19 protein-coding genes are annotated in these 12,213 nt (G+C 73.2%); 6 read left to right on the top strand and 13 right to left on the bottom strand.

The features are described 5' to 3' along the window. Positions 1-29: 29 nt before the first annotated feature. The 4 genes from VG869_13215 to VG869_13200 are packed head-to-tail and all read right to left on the bottom strand — an operon-like array spanning position 30 to position 2,646. Positions 30-479 carry a YbjN domain-containing protein gene (locus tag VG869_13215; protein ID HEV3452145.1) on the bottom strand — a complete coding sequence of 150 codons (450 nt, stop codon included), beginning with the start codon at positions 477-479 and terminating at the stop codon, positions 30-32. After that, positions 476-1,705 carry a glycosyltransferase gene (locus VG869_13210; protein HEV3452144.1) on the bottom strand — a complete coding sequence of 410 codons (1,230 nt, stop codon included), beginning with the start codon at positions 1,703-1,705 and terminating at the stop codon, positions 476-478. The genes VG869_13215 and VG869_13210 overlap by 4 nt, the downstream gene beginning before the upstream one ends. A 28-nt stretch (positions 1,706-1,733) precedes the next feature. Then, positions 1,734-2,126 carry a helix-turn-helix transcriptional regulator gene (locus VG869_13205; protein HEV3452143.1) on the bottom strand — a complete coding sequence of 131 codons (393 nt, stop codon included), beginning with the start codon at positions 2,124-2,126 and terminating at the stop codon, positions 1,734-1,736. Position 2,127: 1 nt separating this feature from the next. Further along, a complete protein-coding gene (locus VG869_13200; GenBank protein HEV3452142.1) occupies positions 2,128-2,646 on the bottom strand; it encodes an aerial mycelium formation protein in 519 nt (172 codons plus the stop codon). Between the two features lie 101 nt (positions 2,647-2,747). On the opposite strand from VG869_13200, the gene VG869_13195 reads away from it, so the two are divergent. Further along, entirely contained in the window at positions 2,748-3,368 is a 621-nt protein-coding gene (locus tag VG869_13195) for a superoxide dismutase (GenBank protein HEV3452141.1), read from the top strand. On the opposite strand, the gene VG869_13190 is transcribed toward VG869_13195, so the two are convergent. Genes VG869_13190 through VG869_13175 form a run of 4 tightly spaced genes read right to left on the bottom strand, consistent with a single transcriptional unit; the run spans position 3,365 to position 5,214 of the window. Beyond that, positions 3,365-3,649 carry a MoaD/ThiS family protein gene (locus VG869_13190; protein ID HEV3452140.1) on the bottom strand — a complete coding sequence of 95 codons (285 nt, stop codon included), beginning with the start codon at positions 3,647-3,649 and terminating at the stop codon, positions 3,365-3,367. The two genes, VG869_13195 and VG869_13190, sit on opposite strands and share 4 nt — an antisense overlap. After that, complete coding sequence (locus VG869_13185) at positions 3,646-3,783, bottom strand: hypothetical protein (GenBank protein HEV3452139.1); 138 nt, start codon at positions 3,781-3,783, stop codon at positions 3,646-3,648. The genes VG869_13190 and VG869_13185 overlap by 4 nt, the downstream gene beginning before the upstream one ends. Positions 3,784-3,806: 23 nt before the next feature. After that, positions 3,807-4,421, bottom strand: coding sequence for an LON peptidase substrate-binding domain-containing protein (locus VG869_13180; GenBank protein HEV3452138.1), 615 nt, complete (start codon positions 4,419-4,421; stop codon positions 3,807-3,809). 25 nt (positions 4,422-4,446) lie between these two features. Further along, on the bottom strand, positions 4,447-5,214 hold the full coding sequence (locus VG869_13175; GenBank protein ID HEV3452137.1) for a transglutaminase-like domain-containing protein: 768 nt from the start codon (positions 5,212-5,214) through the stop codon (positions 4,447-4,449). 26 nt (positions 5,215-5,240) lie between these two features. Between VG869_13175 and VG869_13170 the strand changes: the two genes are divergently transcribed. The 3 genes from VG869_13170 (at position 5,241) to VG869_13160 (ending at position 7,322) form a co-directional block, all read left to right on the top strand. Continuing rightward, entirely contained in the window at positions 5,241-5,675 is a 435-nt protein-coding gene (locus tag VG869_13170; protein HEV3452136.1) for a Fur family transcriptional regulator, read from the top strand. Positions 5,676-5,736: 61 nt separating this feature from the next. Then, entirely contained in the window at positions 5,737-6,258 is a 522-nt protein-coding gene (locus VG869_13165) for a sigma-70 family RNA polymerase sigma factor (GenBank protein HEV3452135.1), read from the top strand. After that, on the top strand, positions 6,258-7,322 hold the full coding sequence (locus VG869_13160; GenBank protein HEV3452134.1) for a hypothetical protein: 1,065 nt from the start codon (positions 6,258-6,260) through the stop codon (positions 7,320-7,322). Before VG869_13165 ends, VG869_13160 begins: the two co-directional genes overlap by 1 nt. Before the next feature lie 6 nt (positions 7,323-7,328). Here VG869_13160 and VG869_13155 read toward each other — a convergent pair whose 3' ends face one another. Further along, complete coding sequence (locus VG869_13155) at positions 7,329-8,210, bottom strand: cation diffusion facilitator family transporter (GenBank protein HEV3452133.1); 882 nt, start codon at positions 8,208-8,210, stop codon at positions 7,329-7,331. 77 nt (positions 8,211-8,287) lie between these two features. On the opposite strand from VG869_13155, the gene VG869_13150 reads away from it, so the two are divergent. Together VG869_13150 and VG869_13145 are read left to right on the top strand one after the other, a co-directional pair. Continuing rightward, positions 8,288-9,058, top strand: a complete 771-nt coding sequence (locus VG869_13150) for an SDR family oxidoreductase (GenBank protein HEV3452132.1) — start codon at positions 8,288-8,290, stop codon at positions 9,056-9,058. Positions 9,059-9,158: 100 nt separating this feature from the next. After that, entirely contained in the window at positions 9,159-9,965 is an 807-nt protein-coding gene (locus VG869_13145) for a sugar phosphate isomerase/epimerase (GenBank protein ID HEV3452131.1), read from the top strand. Between the two features lie 36 nt (positions 9,966-10,001). Here the strand turns inward: VG869_13145 and VG869_13140 are convergent, their stop codons facing one another. The 4 genes from VG869_13140 to VG869_13125 all read right to left on the bottom strand — a co-directional run. Further along, positions 10,002-10,586 (bottom strand): thioesterase family protein, encoded by a 585-nt coding sequence (locus VG869_13140; protein HEV3452130.1) that lies wholly within the window; start codon positions 10,584-10,586, stop codon positions 10,002-10,004. Beyond that, the gene (locus tag VG869_13135; GenBank protein ID HEV3452129.1) at positions 10,586-11,371 is read right to left on the bottom strand and encodes an SDR family NAD(P)-dependent oxidoreductase; all 786 of its coding nucleotides are present in this window, start codon (positions 11,369-11,371) and stop codon (positions 10,586-10,588) included. Before VG869_13135 ends, VG869_13140 begins: the two co-directional genes overlap by 1 nt. An 11-nt stretch (positions 11,372-11,382) precedes the next feature. Further along, positions 11,383-11,832: a VOC family protein gene (locus tag VG869_13130; protein HEV3452128.1), complete on the bottom strand. Its 450-nt coding sequence runs from the start codon at positions 11,830-11,832 to the stop codon at positions 11,383-11,385. A gap of 154 nt (positions 11,833-11,986) precedes the next feature. Further along, on the bottom strand, positions 11,987-12,213 hold a 227-nt coding region (locus VG869_13125; GenBank protein HEV3452127.1), incomplete at its 5' end, for a hypothetical protein.

Raw genomic sequence — 12,213 nt, 5'->3', positions numbered from 1 at the left:
TCGTTCCTCGGGCTCGCCCGCGTCCGCGCTCAGGCGCGGAACGCGAGACGCACCGCGGGCTGAAACCACGTCTCGACGATCTCGTAGAGCACACCGATCACCCGGTCGAGCTCGGCCCGGTCGAGGTGCTCGAGCGCGATCCGGCCGGTGAGGTAGAGGTCTCCATCGGGGCCGATCGAGAAGCGCGCGCCGTAGAGCCGGTGGTTGCGCTGCAACAGGAACCGGTAGAGGTCGAGCTGGTTCCGCGGCGGGTCGGGCAGGAAGTACACCTCGTAGCGCAGCGTCCGCTGGCGCAGGTCGAAGTAGATCGTCGTGGCGTCGCGGCCCTCGCAGCCGAAGCGGACGTACCAGCGCGGGATCTCCGGGTCGTACTCGACGGTCTGCACGAACGGCTGGCCCGCGACCTCGCCCTCGAGGTGATCGGCCACGAGCTCGTGGGCGGCCCGCTCGCGAGCCTCGAGGGCCGCGACCTCCGTCACGAGCAGCGGACGAGGGCGCGGGCGGCGAGGTCCGAGTAGAGGCGCCGCAGCCGCGCCGCCGCGATGCTCCACGTGTAGCGGGCGGCGCGCGCCGCCGCGCTCGTGCCCATCTCGGCCGCCAGGCCGTCATCGTCGAGGAGCCGCTGGACCGGAGCGGCGTACTGGTCCGGCTCCCGTCCGCCGACCAGGAAGCCGGTGCGACCGTCGTCGACGAGGGTGCGCAGGCCGCCGACGTCGGCCGCGACGACCGGCGTTCCGCACGCGGCGGCCTCGAGCGCGACCAGGCCGAACGATTCGGTCCGCGAGGGCACCAGGCACACGTCGGCGGCCCGGTACCAGTCGGCCAGCCGCTGGTGCGGAACCGGACGGACCCACCGGATGCGGCGGGCGACGCCGAGCTCGTCGGCCAGCGCGTGCAGGCGCGCCACCTCGCTGGGACCGTTGGTGCCGCTAGGGCCACCCACGACGACCAGCTCCGTCGTGGCGTCGCCGATCGCGGCCAGGGTGCGGACGGCGACGTCGACCCCCTTCAGCGGCTGGATGCGGCCGACGAAGAGCAGCATCGGACGGTCCGTCCGCAGGCCCAGGCGACGGCGGGCCACGCTCGGCTCGCCGGGCGAGAAGAGCGCGTGGTCGACGCCGGGGGCAACGACCTCGACCCGCTCCGGCTCGACGTCGGCCTCCGCGCACAGACCGGCGCCCTCGTCCGCGGTCGCCACGAGCACCGCGTCCGCGCATCGCAGTACCTCCGCCTCCACCGCGGCGCGCTCGGCCGGGTCGTCCACGATCCCGGCGTCCGCCTTGGCGCGGGCGAGGGTGTGGAACGTGGCCGCGAGCGGCAGGTCGAGCTCGTGCTTGAGCCGATGCCCGACTGCGCCCGAGATCCAGTAGTTGGCGTGCAAGGCCTCGTAGCACGACCGTCCACACTGCAGGTGGTCGCGCGCGGCGTCCACGAGGGCGTCGAGGAGCTCCGGCAGCGCGTGCTTGGGCACCGGGGCTCGGGGCCCGGCGTCCAGGTGCACGACGCGCAGTCCCGGCTCGAGCTCGACGATCGGACGCTGGGCGGGGTGCTCGGCGCGGGTGAGGATGTCGCAGCCGACGCCAGCCCGGACCAGAGCCTCACCGAGCGAGCGCACGTAGACGTTCATGCCGCCGCCGTCACCCGCGCCGGGCTGGGCCAGGGGCGACGTGTGCACGCTCAGCATCGCGACGCGGGGGACGCTCATGGCGCGGCCGATCCTACAGACGCGGTCGTCACGACCCCCGGTCCCCGGGCTCGGCGTCGGACGCCGGCCGACGCTCGGGGTCGCCCTGGAACGATCGGTAGACCTCGAGCAGGGCTTGCTTCTGGCGTTCGGTGAGCGACGAGTCGCGCAGGATCTCATGTTCGAGATTCGGCTCGCCGTCACGAGGGTCGAGGATCCCGGCCCGCACGTACAGCGTCTCGGCGGAGACCTCGAGCGCGCGGGCGACCTGCTGGAGGACGTCCGCACTGGGCTTGCGCAGGCCGCGCTCGATCTGGCTGAGGTACGGGTTCGAGACGCCGGCGAGCTCGCTCAGCCGCCGCAAGGACAGCCGGGCGTCGCGCCGCCGGTCGCGGATGAAGGTGCCGAGCTCGCGCAGGCGTTGCTCAATCGCGTCGGCCACGTCACACGTGGTCGAGCCGGTGTCGCGCCGCGAGGTCAGCCTCGATACGGTCGATGACACCGTGCAGGGCTCGTCGACGCCCTGACATCTCTCGCTCCAGAATGCCGAGCTGCTCGAGAGTGTCCCGCAGTTCGTCGTCGCTGATCGTCGGGAGGTTCACCAGCGTCGAGTCGGTGATGAGCTCCTCGAGGCCGCGCCGCCACGGGATCGACATCGACGGGGCCAGATGCCGCGGCAGCCGGCTGTGCGCCGGGTCGGATCGCGGCGCCTCGTCGGCCAGGATCTGGGGCAGCATCGCGACGAGGTCTCCGACCGACCGGCCCGCCGATCGACGATCCAGCTCGGCCGACACGATGTCGATGCGCGCCTGAGCCAGGCGACGCACGTACGAGACCTCGGTCTCGACCTCGAGGCACTCCTCGTGCATGGCCCGCACCTCGTCAAGCGGTCTGGCGTCGAGGCCGTCGAGGTAATCCTCGTCGAGCATGACGTCGAGGCGGCGTCGATGCGGCTCACTCACCGCGGCGAGGGTACCGCCTGCAGCGCTTCGCCTGGCGCGGTCCCCGCTGGCCGCTCGACGGCTCGGTCCCGCTACCGTCGACCTCATCGAAAGGAGCCGACATGGTCTTCTACACCCTGCCTGAACTCCCGTACGACTACAAGGCGCTCGAGCCGCACCTGGCGGGACGCATCTTGGAGCTGCACCACGACAAGCATCACAAGGCCTACGTCGACGGGGCGAACAAGGTGCTGGAACGGCTTCAGGAGGCGCGCGCGACCGGCGACTTCGGATCGATCAACCAGCTCGAGAAGAACCTGGCCTTCCACCTGTCCGGACACATCCTGCACTCGCTGTTCTGGAAGAACATGAGCCCCGACGGCGGGGGCAAGCCCACCGGAGAGCTCGCCGCCGCCATCGACGAGCACCTGGGGTCCTTCGACCAGTTCCGGGCCCAGTTCTCCGAGGCCGCGAACAACGTGCAGGGTTCGGGGTGGGCGGCGCTGTCATGGGAGCCGGTCGGGAAGCGCCTGATCATCGAGCAGGTCTACGACCACCAGGGCAACGTGGGCCAGGGTGGCCCGCCCCTGCTCGTCCTCGACATGTGGGAGCACGCCTTCTACCTCCAGTACGAGAACCGCAAGGGCGAGTGGGTCGACGCGTTCTGGCACCTCGTCGACTGGTTCGACGTGTCGACGCGCTTTGGCAAGGCGCGGACGATCGACTTGGCACTCGGCGACTAGCGGCGCGCCCTCGCGCACACGGACCCGCCGCTCACCGGAGGGAGGACGGCGACCTCGTCGCCGGGGGTCAGCGGCGTGTCGTCGCCGCGGCTCGGGTCATCGCCGTTCACCCAGACGCGTGCGGTGTCGAGCACGCCCGAGAAGCCGCGGCCGAGGTCGTGTCGAAGCGCGTCGAGCAGGGCGCCCAGTGGCTGCGGGTCCACCACGAGCTCGGCGGTGCCGGCGGCTTCGCGGGCAGCGGCGAAGAACCGGACCCGAACGACACCGCGGGGCTCGCTCACGCGTCAGGAGGCTCGCCGTCACCGTCGATGCGCCCCAACTCCCGTTCGAGCTCGGCGAGCTCCTGCTCGGCCTCCTCCAGCGCGGCGAAGTCGCGGTCGTCGTCGGTGGGCTCGGCGGGCTCGTTGCTTTGCACCTCCCGAGCGTAGGGCGAACGGGTCAGCGGCTGAGCCGGAACTCGAGGGCGGCGACTTGCTCGAGGAGCAGGGACCGGAGCTCAGCGAGCCTGGTGGTGGCGTCGTCGAGCTCGAGGAGGCGCTGCGCGTCGAGCGGGCCGAGTCCGGCCAGGGCGCAGGCCTCGAACGACGCGCGCACGGGATCGGCGGGGAGCGCGACCTCGACGGTCGGCACCGGCTCGCCCAGCTCGGCGCGCAGTGCGAGCACGCGCTGGAGGTCGCGGGCGACGGCCGGAAGGTCGGGCGCCGCTCCGCCAGCGGCCCGATCGGGCAGCGGTGTCACCTCGGCGCGCGGATAGGGGTCGTCGGGGAGCCACCGCTGCACCCGCAGCCGGTGCTCGCCGGCGGTCATCAGCACCCAGCGGCCGTCGTCGAGACGGTGCGCCTGCACGATTCGGGCGACGGTCCCGACGTCGAACCGGAGGTCGTTGCCGCCGACCTCGCTGCCCCGTTCGATCAGCACCACACCGAAGGTGGCGTCGTCGGCGAGGCAGCGCTCGGTCATCGTTCGGTAGCGCGCCTCGAAGACGTGCAGGGGCAGCACGGCGTGCGGGAAGAGCACGGTCCCGAGCGGGAACATCGGGAGCTCCGGGCTCATCAGCGGCACGGTAGCGGCGGCCCGCTCAGTTGGCTCGGGCCCGCAGCCGGGCCGCGTCCTCTCGGGCCCTTGTCGCGCTCGCGTCGTCGAGCTCGTCGGCGAGCTCGTCGAGCGCGGAGGCCGCCTCCCGGAAGCGACCGAGGGTGCCGAGCAACGCCGCCGCGTCCCGTCGTTCGCCGGGCGCCACCCCGGGCACGGCCAGCCGGAGGCGCAAGGCCCACGCGGCGTCTGCCGGCGACCGCTCGACGAGGGTGTGAACGAGGTTGGCCAGGATTCGGACGAGGATCGCCCGGCGGCCGACCGGCTCGAGGTACGAGGGATGCCACGGCGCGCCCGGGCGCAGGCGCTCGTACTGCGCTCGGCATCCCGCCTCGTCGAGGAGCGCGCCTCCGTGAAACGGATCGACGAAGCGCCCGTCGTCGGTGCCGACGAGGAAGTGGCCCGGCATGCCGACCCCGTGCAGCGCGACGCCCCGACGCCGACCGATCTCGAGCAGCAGCACGCTGAGGGTGATCGGCAGGCCGACCCGTCGCCGGAGCACCGAGTCGAGGTACGAGTTGTGCGGGTCGCCGTAGTCGAGCTCGTTGCCGACGAAGCCCTGCTCGACGAACAGGAACCGAGCCAGCGGCTCGACGTCGTCACCTGCGGCGTCCGCCAGTCGGTCCAGCCGCGAGAGCTCGCCTTCGAGGTCGAGGTCGTGGTCATGCGCCGCGATGAGCAGAGCCGCCTCGTCGAGCGCGATCTCCGTCTCCGGTCGCCGCACAACACGCGTGAACGACTCCGTCGGGTTCATCGAACGTCGACGGTACACTCCGCGCCGTGACCGACGACCTTCGCGAGATGGTGAGCTCGCGACTTCGGCGGGTGCACCAGCGCCTCACACCGAACCGCGAGGCGATCGTGGAGGTGCTCGTCGCGTCGCCACGACCCGTCACGATTCCCGAAGTGCTCGACACCTGGCCGGGGCTGGCGCAGAGCAGCGTGTACCGAAACCTCGTGATCCTCGAGCAGGCCGGGGTGGTCCATCGCATCGTGACCAACGACGAGTTCGCTCGGTTCGAGCTCGCTGAGGACCTGGTCGGACACCACCATCACCTCATCTGCTCGTCGTGCGGCATGATCGAGGACGTCCCGGCGAACGCTCGACTCGAGCAGTCGATGCGCCGCGCCGTCGAGCAGGTCAACGCGGCCACCGGGTTCCGGACCCAGACCCATCGCATCGACCTCGTCGGGCTCTGTCGCCGCTGCGCGTGACCGCGCCGCCGACGAGCGGGTGACGTCGCTGCGTGCGGGGCCCGTCGGTAGGGTCGTGGCGGTGGACGAGCTGACGGTTCTGCTCCTCGCCGCCCGCGACGGCGACCGCGCTGCCTTGCGATCCTTCGTGGAGACGAGCCAGCCCGCGGTCTGGCGGTTCGTCGCTCATCAGGTCGGCGTCGACGAGGCCGACGACGTCACCCAGGACGTCTACGTCCGGGCCTGGCGGGCGCTCCCCGCGTTCCGCCGCGACGCGTCGGCGCGCACCTGGCTGCTCGCCATCGCCAGACGCGCGTGCGTGGACGCGATGCGGCGGAGGAGCCGGCGAACCCGCCTCGCCGGCCGGCTCGTCGACGGCCCGACCGCCGAGCCACCCGACCCGGCGTCAGCCCACGCGCTGCGCACCCTGGTCGCAACGCTCGAGAGCAGCCGCCGGGAGGCGTTCGTGCTCACGCAGCTGCTCGGCTTCTCCTACGACGACGCCGCCGCGGCCTGCGCGGTGCCCGTGGGCACGATCCGGTCCCGGGTGGCCCGAGCCCGAGCCGACCTGATCGCACAGCTGCGCGACGCCGCGGCGAGCTGATGCGGCTGCGCCACGCGCTCCTCGCGCTGGTGCTCGGGATGGCGACGGTGGTCGTGTCGGCCGACCCCGCTGACGCCCACGGGGTCGCGGGTATCCAGCCCAGCAACTTCGCGACACGCGTGCTCGCCGTGGTGCCTCGCACCCCGGGCCTGCAGGTCCGCGCCCGCGACCTCGGCAACAAGCTCGAGCTCGACAACCACACCGGTCGTGACGTCACCGTCCTCGGTTACGACGACGAGCCGTACCTGCGTGTCGGGCCGGGCGGCGTCTTCGAGAACGGTCGCTCGCCCGCGGCGTACCTGAACCGGAACCGCACGGGCAACGTGCCCGTGCCTCGTTCGGCCGACCCGCACGCGCCGCCGCAGTGGCGGCGGATCGGCGGCGGACTCGTCGTGCGGTGGCACGACCACCGCGCGCACTGGCTCGGGAGCGGCGACCCGCCGCAGGTGCAGCGAGATCGGGCGTCGCGGCACCTCGTCCAGCGCTGGACCGTGACCCTGGTCAGCGCTGGAACGCGAATAGCCGTGCACGGTGACGTCGAGTGGATTCCGGGACCCGCTCCGTGGGGGTGGTTGGCCCTCGCCCTCGCCCTCGCCGGAGTCGTCGTCGCCGCCGCCCATAGCCGCGCCGCGCGCCCTGCCGTCGCGGCCAGCCTCGCCGTGATGATCGCGGGCGAGGCCGCGCACGTGTTGGGCTCGTGGTTCGGGACCACGGTCGGTGGGACGACGAAGCTGGCTGCCAGCGCGTACGCCGTCGGCGGCGTCGCCGTGGCTTCGATCGCGCTGTTGTGGGTCGTCCGACGGGGGGTCCACGCCGCGGCCCCCTTGCTGCTGCTCGCGGGCCTGTTCCTCGCCCTCGCCGGCGGCCTGGCCGACGTCACCGAGCTCTATCGGTCCCAGCTCCCGACGACGCTGCCGCACGCCTGGGCTCGACTCGAGGTCGCAGCCGTCATCGGCCTCGGGTCGGGGATCGCCGTCGTCGGTGGGCTCCGGCTTCGACCCGCGCCGGCGCGGACGCGACGACCGGCGCGCGCGCCCCAACGCGCCGGCGCCACCTCGGCCTGACAGCCGTCAGTGGTCCGGAGTGTCGCACTCGTGACACTCGAGCTCGAGCGTGGCGTGCGCGATCCCGAAGCGACCGGCAAGCATCGTCTTCAGCTCGTCGCCCCGCGCCTGGGCGTCGTGCAGGGTCGGCGCGCCGCTCAGCACCACGTGCGCCGACAGCGCCGGCAAGTCGGACGCGACTTCCCACACGTGGAGGTGGTGCACCGCCTCGACGCCGGGCGCGGCAGCCAGAGCGTGCTCGACATCGCCGACGACCAAGTCACGCGGGGCCGCCTCGAGGAGCACGTTCGTCGTATCGCGCAGGAGCCCCCAGATCGACCAGACGACGAGCGCCGCGATGGCCAGTGACGCCACCGGGTCCAGCCAGTCGGCGGCGAAGACCAAGACCCCGACGCCGGCGATGAGGACCGCGAACGAGCTGCCCACGTCGGCGAGCAAGTGCACGAGCGCGGCGCGCAGGTTGAGCCGCCGACCCGCGACCCCGGCGAGGACGGCCGCGCTGACGCCGTTCAGCGCCAACGCCACCGCCGCCACCGCGACGACGCCCGCCCCGTCGACCTCGTGGCCCGTGCCGAGGCGACCGACCGCCTCCACCGCGATCCAGACCGCCGCGCCGAGCACCAGGAGCGCGTTGGCCTGGGCTCCGAGTGCCTCGGCCCGACGGAGCCCGAAGGTCCGGCGGTCCGACGCCGGTCGCGTCACGAGGGTCTGCGCCACGAGCGCCACCGCGAGCCCGACTACGTCGGTCGCGAGGTGGGCGGCGTCCGCCAGCAGGGCCAAGGACGCGAAGGCGAACCCGCCGAGGAGCTCCGCCGCGAGCAGCCCGGCGTTGGCGCCGAGCGCGATCCACAGCGCACGCCGGGCCCTCGAGTCGCTGACCGTGCGCACGAACCCATAGTGCCGTGCTCGACCGGACCGCCGTCGGTCCCCCGCGCCCTCCCGCGGCCCTCCCTTAGGGTTCCCGCGTGCGCCTCGCTGGGGAGACCGCCCTCGTCACCGGCTCCACCGCCGGGATCGGGAAGGCGATCGCGCTCGAGTTCGGGGGGCAGGGCGCACGGGTCTGCGTCCACGGCCGAGACGCCGGCCGGGGCGGCGCGGTCGTCGACGAGATCGTGGGCGGTGGCGGCGAGGCGGTGTTCGTCGCCGCGGACCTCGGCACTGAGGACGCGTGCCGACACCTCGTGACCGCCGCCGCGGCGCGCTGGGACCACCTGACGGTGCTCGTCAACAACGCGGTGGCGAGCCCCGACGGCCACGACGCGAGCGTCGGCGACCTCGACACCAAGTACTGGGAGTACGCGCTGCGCGTCAACCTCACCGCGCCGATGTGGCTGTGCCGGGCGGCGATCCCCCACCTGGTCGGCGCCGGCCACGGCTCGATCGTGAACGTCTCGTCGCGGCAGGCCGAGCGGCCGAGCCCGGGGCTCGCCGCCTACGCCGCCAGCAAGGGCGGCCTGAACGCCCTGACCCGGTCGCTCGCCGTCGAGTACGCACGCCAGGGCATCCGGTGCAACACGATCAGCCCCGGCTACGTGATCAACGAGCGTCGGGACGCGCAGCTGGCGCCGGAGCGGCGGCGACGGCTCGAGGCGATGCACCTCACCCGGCTCGGCGAGGCGCGTGATGTCGCCTGGGCCGCGGTCTACCTGGCCAGCCGAGAATCGGAGCTGCTGACCGGGATCAACCTCCAGCTCGACGGCGGGAGCAGCATCGCCCGGGCGGCTTCGCTCGGATGAGCACCCACGCCGACCCGGGGCGCCCACACGGGCGGGCGCACCACGAGCGTCGGTCTCACCTCGCCGCGCGCGGCCCGATCGCCCGCCTCGTCGCCGCGTGATGCACCCGCGCGTCTCGCTCAGCGCCATCTCCACGTTCTCGTGGAGCCTTGACGACGACCTCGCCTTCTACGAGACCGCCGGCATCACGGCGGTCGGCGCCTCGCTCGCGAAGCTCGAGGTGGCCGGGATCGAGGCCGGGGCACGCCGGCTGCTGGACGCCGGGCTGCGCGTCACCAACCTGATCGGCGTCGGCCCGTTCGTCCTCAGCGACCGGTCCCAATGGGGTCGCCAGCGGGACCGGGTGCGTCGCGCGCTCGACGCCGCCGAGGCAGTGCGGGCGGAGTGCCTGATCCTCACCACCGGACCCGCGGGGTCGCTGTCGTGGGAGGACGCCGCCGAGGCGCTGGCGGCCGCGCTCGGCCCGCTGCTCGACGACGCGCGCGCCCGGCAGATCCCCGTCGGTCTCGAGCACACGAACTCGCTGCGGGTGGACATCGGCTTCGTGCACACCCTTCGTGACGCGCTGGACCTGGCCCGCCGGCTGGGGATCGGCGTTTGCGCCGAGCTGAACGCCTGCTGGGCCGAGCGGGGCCTTGGCGCCACGATCCGCGACGGCGTCGCCGAGTTCAGGATCGTCCAAGTCAGCGACTACGCCATCGGCACCCTGTCGACCCCGAACCGGCTCGTCCCCGGCGACGGGGACATCCCGCTCGACCGGATCGTCGGGCAGCTGCTCGCGGCCGGCTACCGGGGCGTGTTCGACCTCGAGCTCATCGGCCCGCGGATCGACGAGGAGGGTTACGCCGACGCGTCGAGGCGCGCCATCAGCTGGCTCGGCGACCTGCTCGACACGCTCGAGGCCTGACCGCCCGCGCCGCTCAACCCGTCGGCGTCTCGTCGATCAAGGCGGCGGCCCCCAGCGAGGGCGGGTCGGGTCCGGGACGGTGTGCACCGGCGCGCCTTGCACGTCCATCACCACGTCCCAGAAGAAGTCGGGCCAGCCCGTCACCCGCCCGTCGGCTCCCACGAGCAGCTGGAGCACCCACGCCCGGGCCAGGGGCCGGGCCGTGACGGCCTCGACGAGGCGCTGCTCGACGACGGCGGCCTTGTCCCGGCGCTGGGCGACCCGGGTGGCGCCGACGTAGCGCTCCTGCATCCAACCCTCGCTCTCGTAGAGCACGTGCAGCTCGCGCACGACCACGGTGAGGCCCTCGCGGCGGACGTAGCGGGGCCAGCGGGGAGCGAACCGCGCCGCGACGAATGCGATCCGCAGCTCGTTGAACATGCGGACGACGGCCGTGTTGTTGAGGTGGTCCTGGTACTCGTCGCGGTCGGCCTCGAGCGGCTCGACGTCGAACGCGACCGCGAAACCGTCGACGTGGAGCGTCGTCACGCCCGGCGACGGCTCGGGATCGCCACGACGCACCCCCTGCACCGGCCACGGGTTGCGCCAGTCGGCGTCGCGACCTCGTGCCGGTGTCGCCACTACGACCAGAGGTAGGTGCCGCCGTCGACCATGAAGGTCTGGCCGGTCAGGTAGCGGCAGGCGTCCGAGCAGAGGAACAAGGCCACCGGCGCGATGTCGAGCTCGGGGTCCCCGTTGCGGCCCATCGGGCACGCCTCCATGAACGCCTCGTAGTGCGGCGAGCCGACGGCCCGGGGCGGGGCCGCGGCCGGGGCGATGGCGTTCACCACGATGCCGTCCCGACCCCACTCGCGGGCCGCCGTCCGAGTGAGGGCCCGGATGGCCTCCTTCGACGCGTTGTAGGCACCGAAGCCCTCGCCGCCCACGCGCCCCATCGACGACGCGAAGTTCACGATGCGGCCCCAGCCGGCGGCCCGCATGTGGGGGTAGACCGCCTGCATCGCCCGAAGCGTGCCGAGGACCCCGGAGCGGTAGAAGACGTCGACGTCGTCGGCGTCGACCTCGGCCATCGGGGCATTCGGGCGGAAGGTCTGCGCGTTGTTGATGATGCCGTCGACCCGCCCGAGCTCGGCGACGACCCGCGCCACCAGGGCGTCGACGGACGCGGCATCACGGATGTCGACGTCGACGTCGATCGCGTGGGCACCGAGCGCCGTCAGCTCGTCGCGGGTTCGTCGGCCCTTCTCCTGCTGGTAGTCGGCGACTACGACCGTCGCGCCGGCCTTCGCCAGGTGATGGGCCATGCCCCGACCGACACCCTGACCCGAGCCCGTCACGATGATGACCCGGCCGTCGACGCGGTGCATGGCGCGGGCGTCGTCGGTCGACACCTCGGGGTGGAGCACGGCCGCCGAGGCTAGATCCGGGTTGGGCCGGACTCGATCAGCTCCACCCGCACCAGATCGGGGTCGTGGACGGTCGCCATGCCGACCGTCCCGTGCCCGCCCGGCTGCTCGATGCGCCGCGGGCGGCCGCCGAGGCCGAGACGCGCGAGCCGGCTGAGCGTGGCGTCGAGGTCGACGAAGAACGACAGCAGGAAGAAGCCGCGGGCCGGCCGGTCCGGCTCGGATCGATCGTCGACGCCGCCGTCGAACTCGACGAGCTCGACGATCCCTGCGTTCGGTGCGGAGGGCTCGCCCAGAAACACCGAGTGCAGCACGCGCGTGCGGGCACTGAAGAGGGCGGGCCAGTCGCCGTCGAAACGCTCGTCCATGAGGACCTCGAGCCCGAGCCCGTCGCGGTAGAAGCGCAGGCTGGCGTCGAGGTCACGCACGCAGAGCGCGGCGTGATGCAGCGATCGGGGCACGCGCCGCGAACGCTAGCCCGCCCCACGTCCAACGTCGGGCTGTGCCCACCGGCCCGCGACGGGCCGCCGCGCCGAGGCGACGCGGGCGGCCACCCCGTGCTGCGCGCGCCCGCGCCGCCCCACACCCGCGAGACCGACGCTCGGCCTCGTCGGTTCATGCGTACGGCCGGGCCGGCCCTCCGAGCCATCGCCGCGGCGTGACCCCGACGCCCTTCACGCCGAGCGGGGGGACTCGGACCAGGCCTCGGATCCGCTGCCACGTCGCCACCGGGCCTTGCACGGCCAGGAGGCCGACGAGGGCCGCCCCCCGCACCTCGTGCGGGGCGACGAGCGCGAGGCCGGCCTCGTCGAGCACCTCGCGGTGACGGCGGCGCTCGAGCG

The sequence above is a fragment of the Acidimicrobiia bacterium genome, assembly GCA_035948415.1.
In the GTDB taxonomy this organism is placed as follows: domain Bacteria; phylum Actinomycetota; class Acidimicrobiia; order IMCC26256; family PALSA-555; genus PALSA-555.
This window is presented reverse-complemented; position numbering and strand designations above follow the sequence as displayed.

Excerpts from the sequence above, each read along its gene's own strand:
- VG869_13210 (HEV3452144.1), bottom strand. The coding sequence starts at position 1,705 with ATGAGCGTCCCCCGCGTCGCGATGCTGAGCGTGCACACGTCGCCCCTG.
- VG869_13195 (HEV3452141.1), top strand. The coding sequence starts at position 2,748 with ATGGTCTTCTACACCCTGCCTGAACTCCCGTACGACTACAAGGCGCTC.
- VG869_13180 (HEV3452138.1), bottom strand. The coding sequence starts at position 4,421 with ATGAGCCCGGAGCTCCCGATGTTCCCGCTCGGGACCGTGCTCTTCCCG.
- VG869_13175 (HEV3452137.1), bottom strand. The coding sequence starts at position 5,214 with ATGAACCCGACGGAGTCGTTCACGCGTGTTGTGCGGCGACCGGAGACG.
- VG869_13160 (HEV3452134.1), top strand. The coding sequence starts at position 6,258 with ATGCGGCTGCGCCACGCGCTCCTCGCGCTGGTGCTCGGGATGGCGACG.
- VG869_13145 (HEV3452131.1), top strand. The coding sequence starts at position 9,159 with ATGCACCCGCGCGTCTCGCTCAGCGCCATCTCCACGTTCTCGTGGAGC.